This window comes from Chryseobacterium sp. 2TAF14, from assembly GCF_052115105.1.
GTDB lineage: Bacteria > Bacteroidota > Bacteroidia > Flavobacteriales > Weeksellaceae > Chryseobacterium.
In genome coordinates this window covers 42,210-64,978 of sequence record NZ_JBFRGA010000006.1, presented here as the reverse complement: position 1 = coordinate 64,978, position 22,769 = coordinate 42,210, and the positions used below count along the sequence as shown (strand labels likewise).

The 22,769-nt window shown below is 35.0% G+C and carries 19 protein-coding genes; 16 read left to right on the top strand and 3 right to left on the bottom strand.

Annotated elements, in window-relative coordinates:
• Positions 1-17: 17 nt before the first annotated feature.
• From AB4Y90_RS01680 to AB4Y90_RS01655, 6 genes are all read left to right on the top strand, one after another.
• Entirely contained in the window at positions 18-1,043 is a 1,026-nt protein-coding gene (locus tag AB4Y90_RS01680; protein WP_066678895.1) for a rod shape-determining protein, read from the top strand.
• Between the two features lie 28 nt (positions 1,044-1,071).
• A complete protein-coding gene (mreC, locus tag AB4Y90_RS01675) occupies positions 1,072-1,926 on the top strand; it encodes a rod shape-determining protein MreC (RefSeq protein WP_441555499.1) in 855 nt (284 codons plus the stop codon).
• A complete protein-coding gene (locus tag AB4Y90_RS01670; protein ID WP_441555498.1) occupies positions 1,919-2,425 on the top strand; it encodes a rod shape-determining protein MreD in 507 nt (168 codons plus the stop codon). The genes mreC and AB4Y90_RS01670 overlap by 8 nt, the downstream gene beginning before the upstream one ends.
• Positions 2,422-4,449: a peptidoglycan D,D-transpeptidase FtsI family protein gene (locus AB4Y90_RS01665; RefSeq protein ID WP_441555497.1), complete on the top strand. Its 2,028-nt coding sequence runs from the start codon at positions 2,422-2,424 to the stop codon at positions 4,447-4,449. The genes AB4Y90_RS01670 and AB4Y90_RS01665 overlap by 4 nt, the downstream gene beginning before the upstream one ends.
• Complete coding sequence (rodA, locus tag AB4Y90_RS01660; RefSeq protein ID WP_441555496.1) at positions 4,446-5,693, top strand: rod shape-determining protein RodA; 1,248 nt, start codon at positions 4,446-4,448, stop codon at positions 5,691-5,693. Before AB4Y90_RS01665 ends, rodA begins: the two co-directional genes overlap by 4 nt.
• A 137-nt stretch (positions 5,694-5,830) precedes the next feature.
• Positions 5,831-6,415, top strand: a complete 585-nt coding sequence (locus tag AB4Y90_RS01655) for a pentapeptide repeat-containing protein (RefSeq protein WP_441555495.1) — start codon at positions 5,831-5,833, stop codon at positions 6,413-6,415.
• Between the two features lie 227 nt (positions 6,416-6,642).
• Here AB4Y90_RS01655 and AB4Y90_RS01650 read toward each other — a convergent pair whose 3' ends face one another.
• Both AB4Y90_RS01650 and AB4Y90_RS01645 read right to left on the bottom strand, forming a co-directional pair.
• A complete protein-coding gene (locus AB4Y90_RS01650) occupies positions 6,643-7,332 on the bottom strand; it encodes a C40 family peptidase (RefSeq protein ID WP_441555494.1) in 690 nt (229 codons plus the stop codon).
• Between the two features lie 340 nt (positions 7,333-7,672).
• The gene (locus tag AB4Y90_RS01645) at positions 7,673-9,868 is read right to left on the bottom strand and encodes a glutamine synthetase III family protein (RefSeq protein ID WP_441555493.1); all 2,196 of its coding nucleotides are present in this window, start codon (positions 9,866-9,868) and stop codon (positions 7,673-7,675) included.
• Positions 9,869-10,285: 417 nt separating this feature from the next.
• Between AB4Y90_RS01645 and AB4Y90_RS01640 the strand changes: the two genes are divergently transcribed.
• The 10 genes from AB4Y90_RS01640 to AB4Y90_RS01595 all read left to right on the top strand — a co-directional run bounded on the left by AB4Y90_RS01640 (position 10,286) and on the right by AB4Y90_RS01595 (position 21,079).
• Positions 10,286-11,977, top strand: a complete 1,692-nt coding sequence (locus AB4Y90_RS01640) for a DUF6909 family protein (protein WP_441555492.1) — start codon at positions 10,286-10,288, stop codon at positions 11,975-11,977.
• Between the two features lie 243 nt (positions 11,978-12,220).
• A complete protein-coding gene (locus tag AB4Y90_RS01635) occupies positions 12,221-12,685 on the top strand; it encodes a DUF1572 domain-containing protein (RefSeq protein ID WP_441555491.1) in 465 nt (154 codons plus the stop codon).
• 232 nt (positions 12,686-12,917) lie between these two features.
• Positions 12,918-14,759, top strand: a complete 1,842-nt coding sequence (locus tag AB4Y90_RS01630; RefSeq protein WP_441555490.1) for a M1 family metallopeptidase — start codon at positions 12,918-12,920, stop codon at positions 14,757-14,759.
• Positions 14,760-15,258: 499 nt separating this feature from the next.
• Positions 15,259-15,807: a hypothetical protein gene (locus tag AB4Y90_RS01625; protein WP_441555488.1), complete on the top strand. Its 549-nt coding sequence runs from the start codon at positions 15,259-15,261 to the stop codon at positions 15,805-15,807.
• A 9-nt stretch (positions 15,808-15,816) separates the two neighbouring features.
• Positions 15,817-16,242 (top strand): hypothetical protein, encoded by a 426-nt coding sequence (locus AB4Y90_RS01620; protein WP_441555487.1) that lies wholly within the window; start codon positions 15,817-15,819, stop codon positions 16,240-16,242.
• 86 nt (positions 16,243-16,328) lie between these two features.
• Entirely contained in the window at positions 16,329-17,792 is a 1,464-nt protein-coding gene (locus AB4Y90_RS01615; protein ID WP_441555486.1) for a DUF5687 family protein, read from the top strand.
• Between the two features lie 89 nt (positions 17,793-17,881).
• Positions 17,882-18,625: an ABC transporter ATP-binding protein gene (locus tag AB4Y90_RS01610; RefSeq protein WP_441555485.1), complete on the top strand. Its 744-nt coding sequence runs from the start codon at positions 17,882-17,884 to the stop codon at positions 18,623-18,625.
• 225 nt (positions 18,626-18,850) lie between these two features.
• Positions 18,851-19,411: an RNA polymerase sigma factor gene (locus AB4Y90_RS01605; protein WP_441555483.1), complete on the top strand. Its 561-nt coding sequence runs from the start codon at positions 18,851-18,853 to the stop codon at positions 19,409-19,411.
• Entirely contained in the window at positions 19,398-20,012 is a 615-nt protein-coding gene (locus AB4Y90_RS01600) for a hypothetical protein (RefSeq protein ID WP_441555482.1), read from the top strand. The genes AB4Y90_RS01605 and AB4Y90_RS01600 overlap by 14 nt, the downstream gene beginning before the upstream one ends.
• Before the next feature lie 29 nt (positions 20,013-20,041).
• Positions 20,042-21,079 carry an outer membrane beta-barrel protein gene (locus AB4Y90_RS01595; RefSeq protein ID WP_441555481.1) on the top strand — a complete coding sequence of 346 codons (1,038 nt, stop codon included), beginning with the start codon at positions 20,042-20,044 and terminating at the stop codon, positions 21,077-21,079.
• A 157-nt stretch (positions 21,080-21,236) separates the two neighbouring features.
• Here the strand turns inward: AB4Y90_RS01595 and fumC are convergent, their stop codons facing one another.
• The gene (gene fumC, locus AB4Y90_RS01590; protein WP_441555480.1) at positions 21,237-22,631 is read right to left on the bottom strand and encodes a class II fumarate hydratase; all 1,395 of its coding nucleotides are present in this window, start codon (positions 22,629-22,631) and stop codon (positions 21,237-21,239) included.
• Positions 22,632-22,769 lie beyond the last annotated feature (138 nt).

Sequence of the window (22,769 nt, the reverse complement as noted above, 5' to 3'; positions counted from 1 at the left end):
AAATCAAGGAGAAAATTATGAGTTTATTCGATATGTTTACGCAAGAAATTGCGATAGACCTTGGAACTGCCAACACGCTTATCATCCATAATAATAAAATTGTTATAGATCAGCCCTCTATCGTTGCAATAGAGCGTTCTACAGGAAAGCCGATTGCTGTTGGTGAACAGGCAAAACATATGCAGGGTAAAACCCATGAAGATATAAAAACCATCCGTCCTTTGAAAGACGGGGTTATTGCAGATTTCCATGCTTCGGAGCACATGATCAAAGAATTTATCAAAAAAATTCCGGGAATCAAAGGGAGATTTATTCAGCCGGCTTTAAGAATCGTAATCTGTATTCCTTCAGGAATTACGGAAGTTGAGAAAAGAGCGGTACGAGATTCTGCACAAAAAGTAAACGCAAAAGAAGTACGTCTGATTTACGAGCCAATGGCTGCTGCAATAGGAGTTGGTATTGATGTGCAAAAACCTGAAGGTAATATGATTATCGACATAGGTGGCGGTACTACCGAGATCGCTGTAGTTGCTTTGGGAGGTATTGTTTGTGATAAATCTGTGAAAATTGCAGGTGATGTATTTACTAACGATATTGCCTATTTCTTAAGAACACACCACAATTTATATATCGGAGAAAGAACTGCTGAAAGAGTGAAAATTGAAGTAGGTTCTGCAGTTGAAGATTTAGACGTTGATATCGACGATATTCCGGTACAAGGTAGAGATCTTATTACCGGTAAACCAAAAGAAATTATGGTTGGCTATAAAGAGATCGCTCGTGCTTTAGATAAATCAATTATCAGAATTGAAGATTCTGTAATGGAGACTCTTTCTCTTACACCGCCTGAATTGGCTGCAGATATTTATAAAACAGGTATTTATCTTGCAGGTGGTGGTGCTTTACTGAGAGGTCTTGCAGACAGATTACACAAGAAAACAGGATTACCAGTTTTCGTGGCAGAAGATCCTTTGAGAGCGGTTGTTCGCGGAACGGGTATTGCACTTAAGAATATGGATAAATTCAATTTCTTAATTAAATAATTTTAACTTTTTACGACTTTTTATCTGAATGGGATTTTTGCTGAGATTATTTTCTAAGAATGCTCTTTTTGTATTCTTTATTTTCCTGCAAATTATTGCTCTCATTTTGATATTCTCTAAAAATGCCATGCAGCAATCATGGCTTGCAGGGCAGACTGCGGCTTTCAATTCGTGGGTTTCCGGAGGGATTGATGAAGGTGTTTCTTATCTTAAATTAAAACAGGTTAACGAAGATCTTGTTGCCCAGAATAAGGCTTTAATGGGCGAGCTTTACGGGAAACAGGGTACTGCAAATCCGCAATTCAGAAGAGTGCACGATACTTTGGGAGGCGGTCAGATCTATACTTTTGTAGATGGCGAAATTGTTTTTAACAGTATCAACAGAAGAAACAATTACTTTACGATCAACCGTGGTACAAAAGACGGAGTTTATCCGCAAATGGGTGTAATGGCTCCGAAAGGAATTGCCGGAATTGTTATTAATTCTACCGAAAGTTACGCTTTGGTACAATCTGTTTTGAGTGTTAATAAAATCAGGATCAATGCTGCATTAAAAAATTCAGGTTATTTCGGAACATTAACATGGAAAGGAGATAACTCACGTGTGATGCATTTGGCAGATGTGCCAAAATATGTTTCTCTGAAAATTGGGGATACGATAGAGACCGACGGTAAATCGGCGATTTTTCCTAAAGGAGTTATGATTGGTAAGATTGCGGGTTACACCGTAGATAATAAAACAGGGTTTTGGGATATTTCTGTAGAATTAAGTGAAAAAATGGGAGCTTTAAACAAAGTTTACGTTGTTAAAAATCTTAAAAAAGCTGAGGTTCAGAAAATTCAGGATACCATGCAGGCTGTAATAAAGAAAGAAAATGATTAGCAGAACCGTATTTACAGATCTTTTGATCATGGCTTTTCTTGTTGCATTACAGATTTTTGTACTGAACAGGATTACGTTGTTCGGTAAATTCACGCCGGTTTTGTATCCCGTTTTTGTCATGTTTTATCCTTTCTTCAGGAATAGATTTCAGTTTTTGGCCTTAAGCTTTCTGATCGGTTTGTCGATTGATGCCTTTTTGTATTCTTGGGGAATTAATGCTTTGGCAACTACTATGATCGCTTATTTCCGTACGTTGATTTTCCGTACGTCTACAGATACTTCCACAGATTTCTTTTCATTTCAATCTTTGCAATGGTCACAGTTTTTACTGTTTTTGTTCTCAAGTATCTTTCTGCATCAGCTTTTGGTGCAGTATATCGAGTTTTTTAAATTCAGCAGAATTTTTGAAATCTTACTTAATGTGTTGGTAACTAGCGGAATTTCCTTTATATTTATCATAGTTTACGCATTAATTTTTAAAATCAAACAGAAAGTTTGAACGCACGCCATATAAAAATCTTAACGATTCTCATTGTCATTGCTCTCATTTTTGTAGCAAGGCTTTCTTATTTGCAGCTGTTTACAGACCGTTATGCGCTCAATGCAGCCAATACTTCCATCAAAACCGAATATATCATTCCGCAACGCGGCGTTATTTTCGACAGAAACGGAAAAATTATGGTAGGAAACCAGCCTGCTTATGAAATTTCTTTTACCCAGGCTTTGATGAAACCTGATTTTGATACTTTGGCTTTCTGTAGTTTAATGAAAATTGACAAGAGAGATTTCATTAAAAGAATTAATTTAATTAAAGCAGAAAAATATTATTCCAGACTCACTCCGATGACTTTTATTAAAGATCTGAGCAGAGAAGAGATTGCAAGAGTTCAGGAGATTATTTTCAAATATCCGGCTTTCAGTATTGTTCAGCGTCCGCAGAGACAGTACGAAGTTTCTACTTCCGGAAACCTTTTAGGATATACAAGTGAAGTAAACGACAGAGAAATTAAAAAAGACTCTACTTATTATCTTCCGGGTGACCTTATTGGTAAAACAGGTATTGAAAAAGCCTACGAAAAAGAGCTTCGTGGTGTAAAAGGAATAAAATATATTCAAAAAGACATTAAGCTCAGAAATGTAGGACCTTACAAGAATGGTTCTTTAGATAAAGACGTTATCACCGGAAAAGATATTACTTTAACGATTGATTACGATCTTCAGAGAATGGCTGAAGAAATGCTCGTTAATAAACACGGCGCTATCGTAGCTTTAGATCCTAATAATGGCGAAGTTTTAGTCTCGGCAACCGGACCGGATATTGATCCCAACCTTTTTACCGGACCTAATAAATCTAAAAACCTTTATGCACTTTCAAAAGATACAATTTATGAAAATAAACCAACTTTTGACCGTGCTTTACAGGCAGGATATCCTCCCGGATCTACTTTTAAATTATTGACGGCTTTAGCTGCAATGCAGATGGGCGTGATGGATGAAAAAACAATTTTCCCTTGCGGTGGCGGTTTTTATTATAAAGGTAAAAGAATTAAAGGTCACGGTGGAGCAGATCCTTTGATTCCTTCCATTCAGGTTTCGAGCAACTGTTTCTTTACCTATGCTTTTATTGCTATCATTAAAAAATATCCGGGAAATCCGTCTAAAGGTGTTGATGAATGGAAAAAAATCATGAGCAGCTTTGGGGTTGGCGAATTTCTGAATAACGATTTTGCGGTTGGTGCAAAAGGAAGAATCCCTTCCGGAGATTTTTATGAAAGAAGATTTAAGGCAATTATCAAAGCAAACGGTTCTACCAGAACAGATTACAAAAACTGGGACGAAATGTCAACCGGAGCCATTTACAACGGAATGGGACAGGGTGATGTTTTGGTTACGCCTATTCAGCTGGCTAATTATGTAGCAGCAATTGCCAACAGAGGTTGGTATTACACACCACATATTGTAAAATCAATTGACGGAAGACCAAATCCTGATCCAAGATTCAAAAAAAAGCACCAGACCTTGGTTGATCCAAAACATTTCGGGCCTGTTTTAAAAGGTATGGAAGCGGTAGTTTTAAACGGAACTGCAAGAGGATTAAAATCAAGCGACTTTACTCAGCTTGCAAAAACCGGAACGGCACAGGTTCCGCAAGGAAAAGATAATTCGATCTTTGTTTTGATTGCTCCTGCAGAAAAACCAAAAATTGTGGTGGTTGCTGTAATGGAACATGCCGGATTCGGAGCAACCTGGGCTGGACCTGCTTGTACAGTAATTGCCGAAAAATATATTACCGGAGATCTTAAACGTGAACATCTTTACAAAAAAATGATCACATCGAGTTTCATGCCCGAATATAAAAGACAATGGATTGCCGACCTGAAAAGGAAAGGTTTGTATAAAGAACCAAAACCGGATTCTTTAAAGCTTAAAAGAATGCAGGACAGCCTGAATCTTGTGAAAAAAGCAAAAGAAAAACTGCAAAAAGCCCAAAATGTAAAACCTCAAAAACCTGTAAAACCATGAAGTGGACAGAAGGAATAGATAAATTAGGTCTTGGGTTGTATTTTTTGCTTTGTGTATTTGCAATAGCCAATATTTACAGTGTAGATGAAGGTTTAGGTAAAAAGCAACTGATCTTTTTCGGGATTTCAATTTTTGTAGGATTAATTATTTTCTTCAGCAGAAGCAAATTTTTCGAAAATATGTCGGGGATCATCTATATTGGCGGAGTTTTAATGCTTGCCGGTCTTCATGTTTTCGGAACAGAAATTCTCGGGCAGAAAAACTGGTACAAATTCGGGAGCTTTACCATGCAACCGGTAGAATTTTCAAAAATCGGCACGGCTTTAATGCTGGCAAATTATGTTTCAGGAGCAGATTTTGATCTTAAAAATAGGAAGTCATTATTAACCGCTTTGGCAATTATTGGTATTCCTGCTGTTGTTGTATTGTCGATTCCCGATGTTGGGTCGCTCCTTGTTTTTACTGCGTTTTTTATTGCATTATACAGAGAAGGTCTTTCCGGGAAATTATTTTTAATAGGAGGACTTTTCGGTGCGGTATTTCTTATCGCAAATTATCTGAATGATCCGTTGAAATGGAGTTTATGGTATTTCACTGTTTTTATTATTTTCATCGGTCTTTTGTGGTTTTTGTTTAATGCGGCTCTTCTTCGTAAAAATATTTATAATCTGTTGCCTGGAGTAGGAGTTGTTCTTTTACTGGCGGCTTTATCATTTGTTTCGCCCGTTATTTTTGATAAATTACCAAAACATCAGCAGGAACGGGTAGAGGTTTTATATAAAGGTGAAAAAGAATTTCGGGACACTTCTGGGTATAACTTGTTGTATTCAAAAACAGCGATCGGTTCCGGAGGAATGTTTGGCAAAGGATTCCGTGAAGGTTCTGTAACGCAGGGGAAATTTGTTCCGGAGCAGGAAACCGATTATATTTTTTGTACCGTAGGTGAAGAATGGGGCTTTGTAGGAAGCGTAGTTCTGGTTTTTGCTTACATGGTTTTCATTGGTCGGATTTATTATCTCGCAGAAAAGCAGAAATCGGTATTTAACAGGGTTTTCGGGTATTGCTTTGCATCTATTCTCCTGATGCACTTTTCGATCAATTTAGGCATGGTTATGGGCTTGTTTCCGACCGTTGGGATTCCGTTGCCTTACTTCAGTTACGGAGGAAGTTCTTTGCTTGCCTTTTCTATGATGACTTTTATTTTCTTTAAACTTCATTACGCAGATAAAAACAGTTTGGTTTAAAGATGGAAGTTAGATGTTGGATGATGGACGTTGACAAGCTTTCTTCAAATTTTTTTATATTAAATCTGCTCCATCTGCAAAATCAGCGAGAGGCCTATTTTTGAGCCTCAAACAATTAATTCTAAAATTAAATAACGATGATGAGAGAAGCTTATATCACTGACGAAAATTTTGAAAACATTGATTTCACTCAGAAGTCTTTAGATTTAGGCGAATACGAAAACTGTACTTTCCAAAACTGCAATTTTGAGTACGCTGATTTTTCACATTTTAAATTTACTGATTGCGAATTTATTGACTGCAATTTAAGCATGACCAAATTGGCAGGAACTGCTTTYCGTGACGTTATTTTTAAAGATTGTAAAATGTTCGGAATGCATTTCGACGATTGCAACGAATTTGGAATGTCTTTCAGGTTTGAAGGATGCGCTTTAAATAATTCTGTTTTTTATAAAACGACGATTAAAAGAACGTTATTTAAAAATTCTAAACTAATTGAAGTTGATTTTGCCGAATGTGATCTGTCTAATTCTGTGTTCTCAAATTGTGATTTTAGCGGAGCAACATTCGAAAGAACCAATTTAGAAAAAACCGATTTGAGAACTTCTTTCAATTATACCATTAATCCTGAATCTAACAAGCTTAAAAAGACCAAATTTTCACTTTCTGAAATTCACGGGCTTCTTCGACAGCTTGATATAGAAATTGATAAAAACAGTTAATTTAATTCATACTTCTACAGATTATATTTCATTTCAAACGCAAAGTTTTTATTTAAATAATTTAGATTTTAAGGAGCAAAGAATTGCGACAAGTCGCTGATTAAGCAGGCTTCATTAGATCATTTAAACTTTGCGTTAAAAATTTATCAGTGTTTTTGAAATAGATTTGTAAAAAATTAAAGCCATCAAAATCTGATGGCTTCATTTATATAATCAATTATTTAAGACTAAAAACTAGTAGATGCTAAGTTGTTGTAATTTTCTCCGTTCTCGTTGATTACTCTTTTGGCAAACCTGTATTTTGGTCCCCAGTAAGAATCATTCAGTGATGAGATCATTACCCCTTTTGATGTGGCTGCATGTATAAACTTTACTTCACCTTCTTCTGTTACATCTTCTACAATTCCTACGTGAGAAATTCTTTTTCCGTGAGAAAAGAAAATTAAATCTCCTTTCTGAAGGTTTTCTTTATCGATCGCTTCACCTTCCTGAGACTGAGATGCTGCTACTCTTGGTAATGTAAGACCTGCTGCAGCTCCGAAAACCGATAGTACAAATGCTGAACAGTCGATCCCGTTTCTTGTTGTTCCCCCGTATCTGTAAGGAGTTCCAAGGTAAGTCTGAGCTTCTGCCAAAATATTATCAATGGTCTTATTATGTTTGATCGCTTTTGCGATTTCAGAATTTTTTAAAGAATTTTTTGCGTTTGCCAGCACCGCTGCTTTTTCAGAAATGAAAGAGTTGATTAACAACTTTTTATCATTCTCTATCTTAGTATCTATTGCAGCAAGTTTGGCATCTGTTTTGTATTCTTTAGTGTAAGTTGCTGGTTTTGAAACTACATAGTTTGTAACACATGATTGTAACGAGATAGTAGACACAAATGCAACTAAATAAAACAAAACTCTTTTCTTCATATAAATTTGATTATCCGTGTTAAAAAGGTATATTTATTTTTCTAAAGCAATACAAAAGTAGATATTCCTTATAAAAGGAGCCTGATATGATAATTGTCAGCTTCTTGATTTAACACATTTTAACATAATGCTTTGTTATGTTAAAGAAAAACAAACCGCTATCTCCCTTTTTTCGTGGAGTAGCGGTTTTTTTTATTAAGATTTTTTAACAAAATTGATCAACTTTCCTTTATTCATCGGATTTTATACATTTTAAAAACTCTTAAAAGGCTATTAACAAATTATAAAAAAAGTTCCCCGGAAACCAGGGAACCTTCACTAATATGGAACTTTACAGATGTTATCTAGTAAATAACATTTCTCTATATTTCGTCATTGGCCAAAGCTCATCATCCACCATCATTTCAAGATCGTCAGAAGCATCTCTGATTACGTCAAATAAAGGCTTTACTTTGTTGCAGTAGTCTTCTGCCTGCGTCTGACTTTCGGTTACAGCTTTTGCCGCTTCTCTTGCTGCGATAAGGTCTTCAACCCCAACTTTAATTGCTGAAACATTTTCAGAAATGCTTGCAATTAAGCTCATTTGCTCTTTCGCCAGTGTTTTAAATTCTTTATCTCCGAAGATTTCTTTAAGACCTTTTACGTTCTCAATTAATCTGTTCTGATATTTTAAAGCTGAAGGAATAATGTGGTTTCTTGCGATGTCACTCAAAACTCTTGCTTCGATATCAATAACCGTAGAGTATTTTTCTAATTTGATTTCGTTTCTCGCCTCAACTTCTCTGTGTGTGAAAACTCCGATTTCTTCGTAAAGATCCAAGAATTTCTGATCCATTTCTTGCTTAAGCGCTTCCGGAGTGGTTTTTAAATTATTTAAACCTCTCTTTTCAGCTTCTAAAGCCCAGTCTTCAGAATATCCGTCACCTTCAAACATGATGTTTTTACACTGCTTGATGTATTCTCTCAATACATTAAAGATGGCTTCGTCTTTTTTAAGACCTTTTTCAATTAAAGCATCAACTTCTTTTTTGAAATCGTTTAATTGTTTTGCAGCGATTGTATTCATTACTGTCATAGATTCAGCACAGTTTGCTGCAGAACCTACTGCTCTGATCTCGAATTTGTTTCCTGTAAATGCAAACGGAGAAGTTCTGTTTCTGTCGGTGTTATCCAACAAGATTTCAGGGATTTTTCCAACTACATTTAATTTAAGATCTGTTTTTTCGTCCGGTGAAAGTTTACCTTCCGTTACTTTTTCAAGCTCTTCCAAAACTCTGAATAACTGGCTTCCGATAAATACAGAAATAATTGCAGGTGGAGCTTCGTTTGCGCCTAATCTGTGGTCGTTACTTGCAGATGCGATACTTGCTCTTAAAAGATCTGCATATTCGTGAACTGCTTTAATGGTATTAACGAAGAATGTTAAGAACTGTAAGTTTTTCTTAGGATTTTTTCCCGGGCTTAGCAAGTTTTCACCTGTGTCAGTCGCTAAAGACCAGTTGTTGTGCTTTCCGCTCCCGTTTACTCCTGCGAATGGTTTTTCGTGGAATAAAATATGGAAATGGTGTCTGTGTGCAATTCTCGCCATTACGTCCATCAACAAAGAGTTGTGGTCAACAGCAACGTTTACTTCTTCAAACATCGGAGCAAGTTCAAATTGGTTTGGAGCTACTTCGTTGTGTCTTGTTGTTACAGGAATTCCCAGTTTCATACATTCAACTTCCAATTCTTTCATGAAGTTCATTACTCTTGTAGGAATTGAACCAAAATAATGGTCATCCAATTGCTGTCCTTTTGCAGGAGAGTGTCCTAATAAAGTTTTACCAGTTAAAACTAAATCCGGACGAGATTGATACAATGCTGAATCAACCAGGAAATATTCTTGCTCCCAACCTAAAGTAGGAGTTACTTTTGTTACATTTTTATCAAAATACTGCATTACGTTGGTTGCAGCTTCGTCTACAGCATTCAAAGCTCTTAATAAAGGAGCTTTGTAATCTAAAGTTTCTCCCGTGTAAGAAATAAAGATTGATGGAATACATAAAGTAGTTCCCATAATAAACGCCGGAGATGTAGGATCCCAAGCTGTGTAACCTCTCGCTTCGAAAGTATTTCTGATTCCTCCGTTCGGGAAAGAAGACGCATCCGGCTCCTGCTGAATCAATAAGTTTCCGCTGAATCTTTCGATGGCTCTTCCTCCTTCGATTGGAGTGAAGAAAGAATCGTGTTTTTCTGCAGTACTTCCTGTTAATGGCTGAAACCAGTGAGTATAGTGCGTTACACCTTTGCTCATTGCCCAGTCTTTCATCGCTACAGCTACCTGATCTGCAATGTGTCTTTGGATTTTAGTTCCTTTTTTCATCGCATCCAAAATGGATTGGAATGCCWCTTTCGTCAAATATTCTCTCATGGTTTCTTCAGAGAAAACATTTTGACAGAATAGTTCAGACAATTTCACAGGAACTTCGATAGAATTATCTTTTCTAAAGTCCTTAAATGGTAAAGTTTCTAACGCTTTGAATCTTAAAGTTGACATATTGGGTTTGATTTTACTCTGCAAATCTACAAAAAATATAGTTTAAAAATAAAATACCCCCTAATTTTTTATGATGGTATTTTGTAAAATTAATCTAATTTAAGATAATTGCTGTTTTTTTTTAGGGGGAGCTATCTTTTTTATGAATTTTTATTTGTCGCAGATCATTGTGTTTGAAAAAGTGTCAGGAAGTAGGAAAACGATATATCGAAAACGGTTACTTTATATGTTTATTTTAATATGAATAAAAATTATTCTTGATTTCTTTCTCTTTATCCCGATAAATAGTATTTTTAAAAAGCCTTGATCGGCTAACTAAATATTAAGGCGAAATATGTAAGTTTCTGAAAATAAATTAATTAAAAAATTAAAAATATTTTTCGTAACTTGCGAGACTTTTTATAAAAATTTTAATATATGACAAATTCTAGAGCAAGAGAAACCACCGAGGCAATTGAAAGACTATACATATCTATGAGACACCTGTTTTATAGAGGTTTTTTCAAGCCAAGCGGAGTTTCGGGAGAAAGCATTAGAAGTTTGTTGAAGACGATCAATCCGGAAATTTACGGTACCATGAGCATTCCAAGCAAATTGGAATTGGATGGTTTGATGTATGTTTTAGACAGGCTTCCAGAAGGTATTGAAGAATGTGCTTTCATTCATCTTACATCAGATGAAGGTTTTGATAAAGGAAGTTTTGAGCCGATCGTTCCTAAAAAGAGAAGAAGAAACTGTTACCGAATCGATGAACATCAAATGAATATTGAAGTTCTTTTGGGCCGTTCAGAAATCTATGATATTCTTACGCATTTAACGTTCTTATTTATAGAAGCTGATAAAATCAGAAACCTTGCATTTATCCAGGATGAAAACTGGAAGCCGACAAGAGCTTTCAAAATCATCGAAGAAGTTGTAAAAGGCGAGAAAAAATTCAGCAGAAGAGAAAAAGAAGTGGCTTTGATTCATCTTTCTTCTTTAATCGGAAGAACTTTTGATGAAACGTTAAACGCTTACAACACTTTTGGCGATGACGAAAATCCGGACAGATTATTTAAGATCATTTATCATTTAGGTAAAGTAAGTCTTGAAGATGCAAAGCAAAGCCGTGAAAGAGAAATTTATTTCTCTGCAATTCTTAAAGAAAGAGTAGGGCATCACTATTTTGGTGAAAAATGGGCAAACAAAGTGAAAGAAGTTTTATTTGAAAACGATCTTCACATGAGACCGCTTCATATTATTTCTGCCAATATGCATTCTGTAAAAAACATGCTTTTTGGAAATGATGCTTTAAAGAAAAAACAATCTAAAGAAGTAGATTATAAGCTTTACGAAGAGATCTCAAACAAAAAAGATCTTCGTGAAAAAGTCTTAAAATACTCACTGGAGCAAGGTTTAATTTATATCGACGATAAAAGCGGAAGTAATATTGATGTTCAGATTATCGATTTAAGTAAAATTGATTTAAAAAATACACCATTCAGCAATGCTAAATTTAATGGTGATGATGTTGTTTTGGTTTTCGATTACGCTTTCGGTGAGCAGGCTTTTGAAGTAATGGATGAACTTTTAAGACCATTCGAACAAAAAGGTGAGGTATATATGATGAAGGTAAAATCAGTTTCTATCATGGGTAAAGCCGGAATTCTTGAAGGCGGAAAAGGTGATATTATGATTCCTACGTCTCATATTTTTGAAGGAACTGCCGATAATTATCCGTTTGAAAATGCTTTGAAAAAAGAAGATTTCGTAGATGACGAATTGCAGGCTTTCGAAGGACCGATGATTACCGTTTTGGGAACATCACTTCAGAACCGAGATATTCTTCAGTATTTTATGAACACTTCATGGAAGGCAATCGGACTTGAAATGGAAGGAGCACATTACCAGAAAGCAATTCAGGTAGCTTCTAAAATCAGACATCATATTTCCCCGGATTTATTTGTAATGTACGCCTATTACGCTTCAGATAATCCTTTGGAAACAGGTTCTACACTTTCTTCAGGAGGTTTAGGATTAACCGGAGTAAAGCCAACCTATCTGATTACTTTAAAAATCTTAGAGAAAATTTTACAAAGCGGAGCGAAAGAAACTTCTGCTAAGAAATAATCGTATGATTTCAAATATATGAACCTCAATGTTTTTCATTTGAGGTTTTTTATTTTTAACCACAAATAGCACAAATATTTTTCACGAATAACACAAAGTAATAGTGCCTATTTGTGCTTTTTTATTTGTGAAATTTGTGTTTAAATATGCTCAATATTACAAAAATTCTATGCTCAATCATCTGCGAAAATCTGTGAACTCTGCGGGAAACCAAAAATAATTATCTTTAGAAAAAACAAAACAATGAGCACAACATCACAATTAGCCAAAAGATTCAGGGAAGTTTTGCTGGATGGAAAATGGATTGCCAATACCAATTTTAAAGACCAGCTTGCAGATGTGACTTGGGAACAGGCAACAACGAAGATCGGTTCTTTGAACACGATTGCTATGCTCACTTTTCATATTGATTATTATATTGCAGGATTGGTCAATGTTTTTGAAGGTGGTGATCTGGAAATCAGAGATCAGTTCAGCTTTGATCTTCCTCCGGTTGAATCTCAGCAGCAATGGGAACAATTAGTAAATAAACTTTGGAATGATGCCGAAAAATTCGCCTCTTTATTAGAACAAATGCCCGATTCTAAAATGAATGAAGTTTTTGTTGATGAAAAATACGGAACTTATTTAAGAAATATTGACGGAATGATTGAGCATTCTTATTATCATTTAGGACAAATTACTTTGATTAAAAAACTGTTGAATTAAACACAAATGACACAAATATTTTTTCACGAATGACACAAAATAATAGTGCTTATTTGCGCCTTTCATTAGTGAAATTTGTGTTTAAATATATACGCAATCATCCGCGAAAATCCGTGAAATCTGTGGGAACTTATTTAACCATCACATGAAAGCCATATCTAAACCTCAACAAAACTCCTTCTTTGAAGCTTTTTCAAAAATTACTTACCTTTAGACAAATAAAAAATTACCAATGAAAAAATCGTTAATCATCCTTTTTGCGTTTGTTATTTCGCAGTTTCAGGCTCAGCAAAAAGCCTATTATCAGCAGGCTGCACAATATAAAATGGATATCGACGTCAATGCAGAAGAATTTACTTACAAAGGAACTCAGACCTTAAAATACCAAAACAATTCACCCGATGAACTCGATGTGGTGTATTTCCATTTATATTGGAATGCTTTTAAACCAAATTCGATGATGGATCAAAGAGTGGCAAGTCAGGGGAAAAACGGGGATTCCAGATTACAGAAAGACGGAGTTTCAAGGCTGGCTTCCATTCCTAAAAATCAGGAAGGCGCACAGAATATTCACTGGATTAAGCAGGATGGAAAGAATCTTAAATTCGAAATTCAGGAAACCATCATGAAAGTATATCTTGATAAGCCCATCAAAGCCAATTCGGAAACAACTTTCACCATGGAATGGGATGCTGTAATTCCGCAACAAATCAGAAGATCCGGAAGAAACAACCGCGAAGGAGTAGATATGACAATGACACAGTGGTATCCTAAGATTGCAGAATACGATTACGACGGATGGGCAACTTTCGATTATGTAGGAAGAGAATTTCACGCACCGTTTGCAGATTTTGAGGTTAATATTAAAATTAATAAAGATTATATAGTAGGAGCAGGAGGAACGCTTTTAAATCCTTCTGATGTAAAAGGGTATGATGCTTCTGCAAAAATTAAGGCTGATAAAAATAAAGCCACCTGGAAATGGACTGCCAAAAACATGCTCGATTTTGCCTGGGCTGCAGATAGAGATTATTCGGTAGAAAGTTTTGATGTTCCACAAGGTCCGAAAGTATATTTTGTGTATCAGAAAAATGATAAAACAAAAGCTTGGGGCGAAGCAAAACCTTATGTCACTAAATATTTCCAGATCATGAATTCTAAATTCGGGAAATATGCTTATCCTTCTTACGCCTTCATTCAGGGCGGTGATGGCGGAATGGAATACGGAATGTGTACGATGATTTTGGGTGAAGCAAAAAACATTGAAGATTTGATGGGATTGATGGCTCATGAAGGTTCTCATTCATGGTATCAGCAGATGTTGGCAACCAACGAACCTTTAAGACCATGGATGGATGAAGGGTTTACAAGCTACGCCGAAAGTTTGGTAATGCATCAGTTATTCCCGCCGAAAGACAATAGACCGAATGCTTTCGTTGAAAAAATTGATGCCTACAGAAATATTGTAAAAAGAGGAATTGAAGAGCCTGCAGTCTGGCTGGGTGATCATCACGATAACGGAACAGCATATAGTTTTGCAAGCTATGTGAAAGGTGAATTGTATCTGGTACAGTTAGGATACATTGTAGGAGAAGAAAATCTGGCTAAGATCATGACCGAATATTTCAAAGAATGGAGCATGAAACATCCTTCTGACAGAGACTTCCTGCATATTGCACAAAAAGTTTCGGGGATGGATCTGAAATGGTTCCATCATTACTGGATCAATACGATAAAAACCATCGATTACGGAATAAAAGACGTGCAATACGGCGATAAATCTACAACGATAACTTTAGTTAACAACAGCCAGGTTCCGATGCCTATTGATTTCAGCATACTTACAAATGATAACAAAATAGTAAATTATCACATTCCGTTAAATATGACTCATACCTGGAAAACCAAAGATACATTCGGTGAGTTTACTACTTTAAAATACTGGCCTTGGACGCAGAAAGAATATACTTTAACTGTTCCATACAATAAATCTCAGCTAAAAGTTTTAGGAATAGATTTCAGCGAAAGAATGGCAGATGTAAATCCTGAAGATAATTTTGTTGAAGTGAAGTAAATTGATAATATTGAAACATCGTCACTTCGAGTAGATTTTTGCAAAAAATCGTATTGAGAAGTTATTCCTAAAAGGTTTCAATATATTTTTCTTCATTTCATTATGAAAAACATTCAAGCTGATACAAGGATATCAAATATTAGCTGTAGAATAAACAAAATCCCCAAAGAATTTTTATTTGGGGATTTTGTTTTAATGATAATTAATTGTTGTTATAATTATCAATTTAGTATATTTTTGAGTTGTTTTAATGCGAAATTATTGTTGTTTTGTTCCAAACAAATTGCGGGGAACAAAACGCAAATTACTTTTGTCTCCAACAGTTTGTTTGGAACCTCCGTTAACTGTGTTTTGTTGCAAACGGCTTGTTTGAAACAAAAGTAAAAGTTGTTTAGTTATAAACATTTTGTTGGTAACTTCCGGCAAAGTTGTTTGCTTACAAACATATATTTTGATGTTCAAAATTTTCTTTCATATTAGTATATTTAAAAAAATTAACATGATGAAAAATTTAATGTTATTGGGCTTAGTGTTTTTCTCAGTTCAAGTCTTCTCGCAGAAAATCGTTAAAGAAGATTGTGAAAGATATTTAAAACAAACCGGGTTAAAATATCTGGAATGTGTTCATATTTTTGAAAAAACAGATCCTAAAGATAAAATCTATCAATTCTATAAATGGTCTGCATTTGGAAAAATAATTTTTACCAATGTTGAAAAAAGAAAATCAGGATATTTTTTGATTTCTCATGAGATTGCTCAACCGATTTATAATGAAAAAACTAACGAATTAGATTATCCGATTACCGTATGTGTGAATAGAAGACTTACGGAAAAAGAATTTAATGATTTCGAGAATGTTTTAAATAAAAATAAGTTTTGGGAGAAAAAAACGTATGATTTAAAAGTATTATGCACAGACGGATTCGGAATTGTTTTTCAGGCGCTTCATAATGGGGATTACAGAAATTATTCTAATGGTAATTGCCCACCGGAAAATGAATACCTGAATGTTCTTTACACTGAAATTAAGAAGATTTTAAAACTATAAATTACAATCATGAATACTTTTACTTATTCTATTTGCCATCCGGATAAAGAAGAAATCGAATACAAAAAAGAAATAATCTCGCCGAAGAATGTTTTAGAAATAGCAAAAAATTATCCTTGGATAGAGCAGTTGAAATTTTCAGACAGCTTAGGTCAAGAGTCGATATATTACAATCCTTCGCTAGATTTTACATGCGTTCAAAATCAGAGATCTTTTTGCTTAACAGCCGATTATAATAAAGAAAAAGTGTTGGAATTTTCTTTATGGTATAACAGACCTAAAAATGTGAAAATCTTTTTCGGGCTTTTGGGAAGAAAACAAAAAGTGGTTCTTGATGAAATTTGGTCAATCGACTTTCAGATGTCATTAGAATATCTTCAGTATTTTGTAGATGGAGAATATGAAAAAATTGAAAATCTTTTCATTAAAAAATAATTAGAATTTGCTATTTATCCCCACATTCAGTGATAAATTCTGTAACATTTTAAGCATTATCTTTACTAATGAATAAAAAGTAAACTATGTTTAAAAGATTTTTGAAGCTGGAGTGGAAAAGTTTTTTTCGGGGATCTTCACTGGGTTTAAACCTTGCGATGAAGATTTTCAGAACCATCGGGGTTTGTTTCTTTATTTTGTGGCTTGCCATGATGTCTTTCATTGCCTATTATTATGTGCAGGAAGAAATGGAGCAGGATCCTCTGAAAGTTATTTCACGTTTTATGATCATCGGCTGGGTGATCGATCTTGTTTTTAAATATCTGATCCAGCAGATTCCGACGCAGAATATCAAGCCTTTTCTTACGCTTAATATTCCTAAAAAAGTGGTTGTCAATTATACGTTGATTAAAACATTCCTCACTCCGCTGAGTTGGTTTAATTCTATATTTATTGTAACCTTCTGCGGAATTTTAGCTTTTAATGGTTACGGTTTTCTCGGAATTTTTACATGGTTTATAGGCGTTTCTTCACTGTTTTATCTTAATAATTTCATCAATCTTTTATTTAATGATAAAGAAAATGTGGCAATCGGTGTAGGAATTGTTATCGCTGCTTTTTCTGCCTTAAATTATTACGAAATTGTTCCCGTTTTATCTTATTCGGAAACGTTTTTTTATAATCTTTACGAGCGACCCTATTTTGCGGTAGTTCCTGTCATGCTTTTTTCAAGTCTTTGGAAAATTACATTTAATTATATTCAAAAAGGGTTTTATCTCGATGAAGGTCTGGAAGCCAAAAAAGAGATCGGGAAAACGGAAAATATTGCCTTCTTAAACAAATACGGAGCAATCGGAAGCTTTATCAATAATGATATCAAAATGATGAAGCGTAATAAAGTTACCAAAGGTGTTCTTATCGGAAGTTTCATGTTCGTATTTTATGGTTTGTTGATGTTCACTAATGATATTTACAGAACGCCGACCATGATGATGTTTATGGGGCTTTTCGTAACGGGAGGCTTTCAGTTTATGTTCGGGCAGAGAGTTCCGGCTTTCGACAGCGCTTATTATCCGTTGATGATGACCCTGAATGTACCATACAAAGAATATCTGAAAGCAAAATGGTGGCTGATGAATATTGTTACTGCAATTTCTATCTTTATCGCCCTGTTTTACGCCTATTTTGGCTGGAATGTTTACTTCGCTTTTTTTGCTGCAGGATTGTATAATATCGGTGTAAATTCTCAGTTTACACTTTGGTCGGGAGCGTACAATAAAAATATGATCGATCTTAACTCAAGAGAAAAAAGAGTAGGGCAAAAAAATTCATTAAGCTTAAAAGCATTTATCCTGATGATCCCAAAAATGCTTTTACCAATGCTTGTTTATGGTGTTGTAGAGCATTTCTTCGGAATTTCTGTTGCCGTAATTTCTGTCGGAATTTTAGGTCTTCTCGGATTTATTTTCCGTGAAAAAATATTCGATATTATTATTAAAAAATATAAAACTGAAAAGTACAGTACGATTGAAGCTTTTAAGAAAGATTAATTTTTAAGAGCCAAGGCAAAAGTAAAAAGTAAAAGTGAATTGGCATGTCAAAATAAACATCCATCACCCAACATCAAACACCCAACAACATGATAACAATACAAAATTTAAAGAAAACTTACGGTAATGCAACCGTTCTTAATATAGAAAATTTAGAAATTACAAAAGGTGAAACCTTCGGTTTGGTAGGGAACAATGGAGCCGGGAAAACCACACTTTTCAGTTTAATACTCGATCTCATTCAGCCTACGACAGGTTTTGTAAGCGTTGAAGGAATTAAAGTAAACGAATCTGAAGCATGGAAAAACAAAGTTTCAGCATTTATCGACGAAACATTTTTGATAGGTTATCTTACTCCTGAAGAATATTTCTACTTCATCGGCGAACTGAGAGGTCAGAATAAAGCTTCTGTAGATGAATTTTTAAAGCAGTTTCACGATCTTTTTAATGGGGAGATTGTCAATTCCGGGAAGTACGTTCGCGACCTTTCAAAAGGAAACCAGAAAAAAGTAGGAATTGTGGGGGCATTGATCGGTAAACCCGATATTATCATTCTCGATGAGCCATTCGCAAACCTTGATCCTTCCACGCAGATTAAACTAAAAAATATGATCCGTGATTTTGCTAAAGAAAACGGCGTAACATTTTTAATTTCAAGTCACGATCTTTCACATACAACGGAAGTCTGCAACAGAATTGTCGTGGTAAACAAAGGCGTGGTTGTGCAGGATATTCAAACAACGCCTGAAACGTTACGTCAGCTTGAAAAATACTTTGAAGATCAGGTAAACTCAGGAAAAAAAGAAATCATTTCTGAAGAAACATCTTTATAAAGAAATTATTAAGCCTAAAATGAGGTACAAAGTGGCGACATAATAAAGTATCGGGTATAACCGATGTTATCGTTAAATAATATAAATTATAAAAAAATATAACATTCATTTTCAGTGTGTTATGGTAATTTGAACAAAAAAAAGAAAAATTTCTGTAACCATTTTAAACTTTCACTGTCTTTACTATAGAAATCGAAGATTCGACGAAGTCAAACAGAATAAACCATGAAGCTTTTGTTTAAAAATAAAAAAGAAGATTTGCTGAGCCGGCTGAAAAAGCAGGATCCGGCTGCGCAGAAAATCTTTTATGATCAGAGTGTGAAAAAATTTCTGAGTGTGGCAAAAAGCTACGTCAGCGATTTGTATCAGGCGGAAGATTGCGTGATTAAAGCATTTTGTAAAATTTTTAAACATATCGAAAGCTTTCGTGGCGAAGGAAACTTCGAAGGTTGGGCAAGAAAAATTGTGGTCAACGAATGTCTCAATTTTATTAAAAGCCGAAAGACGGTTTTCTACCTCGACGATGTTCACGCTTCTGTTTTAGAAGATTTACATGAAGAAGCAGTAGATTTTGATTTTAATGCACAGGAACTTCTCGATCAGCTTCCGGATGCGTACAGAATGGTTTTCAACCTTTATGTGATTGAAGAATATTCGCATCAGGAAATTGCAGATACGCTGAATATTTCTTTGGCAGTAAGCAAAACCCAACTCTTCAGAGCAAAAGAAAAATTGAGAAAGATCTACTTTCAACAACAAAAAAAACTGAAAAATGAACACGTTTAAAAATAATTTAGAATACCAGATCAAAAAGCAGATCGAAGAAAGAGAAGTAACTCCTTCCAGAGATTTGTGGTCGGAAATTCAGGCTCAAACCGAAAATTCTAGTTCAAAAAAATCAAATCTTAACTGGGTTTTATTGGCTGCTTGTTTTGTTTTGATATTTGGTTTGGGAGCAGTTTTATTTATTAATAATGATAATGAACCGAAAGTGCAAATCGCTGAAACAGAAAAAACACCTTCTTTTAGAGAAGAAAATGCAGTGGTACAGCCGGAAAAAACAAATTCACAGGAAATTATTGTAAAAAAGCAGCAGGAAAGATTTACACAAACTAAAAACTCGCCAGTTGAGTTGAAAATAGAGAAAGAAATTCCCCTTAAAAATGAACTTCCGTTAATAAAAGAAAATCCTTCCGTAATTGCTTCTCAGATTATTATTCAGAATCAGCCTGCGAAAATTATGGCAAAATCAGATTCTGCCAAAGTTCAGAAGAAAAAAAGATATGTTGATCCTTCAACCCTGCTTTTTTCGGTGGAGCATAAAGATGTCATCGAAAAATCTAAAGATGGAAGCAATGTTGCAACCATCGATCTGAACACAAAATAATTCATTTAAACTAAAAAAATAATAATACTATGATCAAGAAATTTATCATCACAGGAATGTTGTGTCTTGTTGCGACCTCAATGAATGCACAAAGAAAAGGATTAAGCTTAAATCTTCAGCCAAAAGAAGATACGACGGTAAGCCCGATTGTAAAGGAAAAAGTGGAAGAATATGCTGCGAAAATCAACGGTATTATTCAGGAAGAAAAAAATCTCATGGAAAGCGAGTTGAAAGTTCTTCAGGAAAAGAATTTAGATAAGGCTGAATTTGATAAGCAAAAAGCACAAATTGCAGATAATTATTCTCAAAAGATAGATACAAGAATTGAAGCTTTGGGATTTGATTTGGATCAGGTTATTCAGAAACAGGTAAGGTATTCGCTTTTAAATTCTGATGTCACTTCAAACGAAGAATTAAAAGAAAAACTCCTGAAAAAATTTCAGCCTAAAAAAAGTTTTGACGGATATTTTTCTTACGGAATTATGACATTGACGAATGATAAACCTGATAACGATTTAGACAGAAACTTAGGCTATGCCAATAATCTTGAATTTGGTTTAAAATTTAATTATCAGTTCGGCAGAACCAGTCCATGGGGATTGATTTCCGGTGTTGGTTTCTCATGGAGAACCGTTCGTCCCGATAATAATATGGTTTTTGCAAAACAAAACGGCGATGTTTTCCTGACGAAATATGAAGGAAGTCTTGATAAAGCAAAGCTGAGAACAGGTTACATCATGGTTCCGCTTGGTTTCCAGTATAATTTTTCTAAGCTGAAGAATGCAGGAATGGATGTTCAGTACAGACCTTATTCAGACGGTTTCAGGGTAGGAGCCAATGTTTATGGCGGAATTAAAATGTCAACGAATAATATTGTTAAAAGCGACAGTCAAAATTTCAGAGACCGTTCAAATTATCAGGTAAATCCTTTTGTTTACGGAGCGCAGGTTACGCTTTCTTATGACAATATTTCTCTTTTCGTGAAAAAAGATTTCAGCAATTTTTTTAAAGATTCTTACTTTGAAAACGATAAAGCGTTGGTTTTGGGAGTGGCTTTAGGATGGTAAAATTTAATTGAATAAATAATTGATAAAAAACATGACAAACTAACAGATATTTCAATTTGGTATAAGAATTGAATAATAAAAATCAACATTCACATTAACAAAACAAGAGACTCCGTAGAAAAATTCTGCGGAGTCTCTTGTTTTATAGAGTTGATTATTATTTCAAGCTTCCCACCATATCTTCCGGTTTTACCCATTCATCGAATTGTTCGGCAGTTAAAAGTCCAAGATTTACAGCTTCTTCTTTCAAGGTTGTTCCGTTTTTATGAGCGGTTTTTGCAATTTTTGCTGCATTTTCGTAACCGATGTGCGTGTTTAAAGCGGTTACCAACATCAAAGATTTATCAACTAATTCTTTAATTCTCTCATGATTCGGCTCGATTCCAACTGCGCAATGATCATTAAATGAAATACAGGCATCCGCAATTAATTGGGCAGACTGTAAGAAATTATACGCCATTACAGGTTTGAAAACATTCAGCTCGTAATTTCCCTGAGTTCCAGCAAAAGAAATAGTCGTATCATTTCCTAAAACCTGAGCGCAAACCATCGTCATCGCCTCGTTCTGTGTAGGATTTACTTTTCCCGGCATAATGGAAGATCCCGGCTCATTTTCTGGAATATGAATTTCCCCGATTCCGGAACGAGGCCCTGAAGCTAATAATCTTATATCCTGAGCAATTTTATATAAAGAAACCGCCAGTTGTTTCAAAGCTCCGTGAGATTCTACAATCGCATCGTGCGCTGCCAAAGCTTCAAATTTATTTTCTGCCGTTACAAACGGAAGATTGGTAAATTTTGCAATATATTCTGCAACTTTTACATCATACCCTTTTGGAGTGTTCAGTCCTGTTCCTACCGCAGTTCCTCCCAATGCCAATTCTGAAAGATGAGGTAACGTATTTTTTAATGCTTTAATTCCATAATTCAATTGTGCAACATATCCTGAAAATTCCTGTCCTAAAGTTAAAGGAGTTGCATCCATTAAATGCGTTCTTCCGATTTTTACAATGTCTTTAAAAGCAACTGCTTTTTCGTTCAACGTATTTTTTAGTTTCTCAACGGCAGGAATGGTTGTTTCCACCACTTTTTTATAAGCAGCGATGTGCATTGCTGTCGGATACGTATCGTTGGATGACTGAGATTTGTTTACATCATCATTCGGATGAACTTCCGTTTTGTCGCCTAAAGTTCCGCCTGCATTGAAGTGAGAACGGTTTGCAATAACCTCATTCACATTCATGTTCGATTGCGTTCCGGAACCTGTTTGCCAGATTACCAAAGGAAACTGGTCGTTTAATTTTCCTTCTAAAATCTCATCACAAACTTTTCCGATCATGTCTCTTTTTTCGGCAACAAGAACTCCTAAGTCGGTGTTGGTAAATGCAGCAGCTTTTTTTAAATAAGCAAAAGCTTCGATGATTTCGTGAGGCATAGAACCTTCCGGACCGATTTTGAAATTGTTTCTCGAACGCTCGGTTTGCGCTCCCCAAAATTTGTCTGCAGGAACCTGCACTTCACCCATGGTGTCTTTTTCTATTCTGTAATTCATTGTAAAATTGTTTTATTAAGGTTTTAGGCTAAGACTGAGGTTGGGTTTAAGATAAGTTTCAACCTTAATCTTAACCTCAAATGATAAAGTTAAACATTGCTTTAAAACCCTGCAATTTATAATCATTATAAATACGAT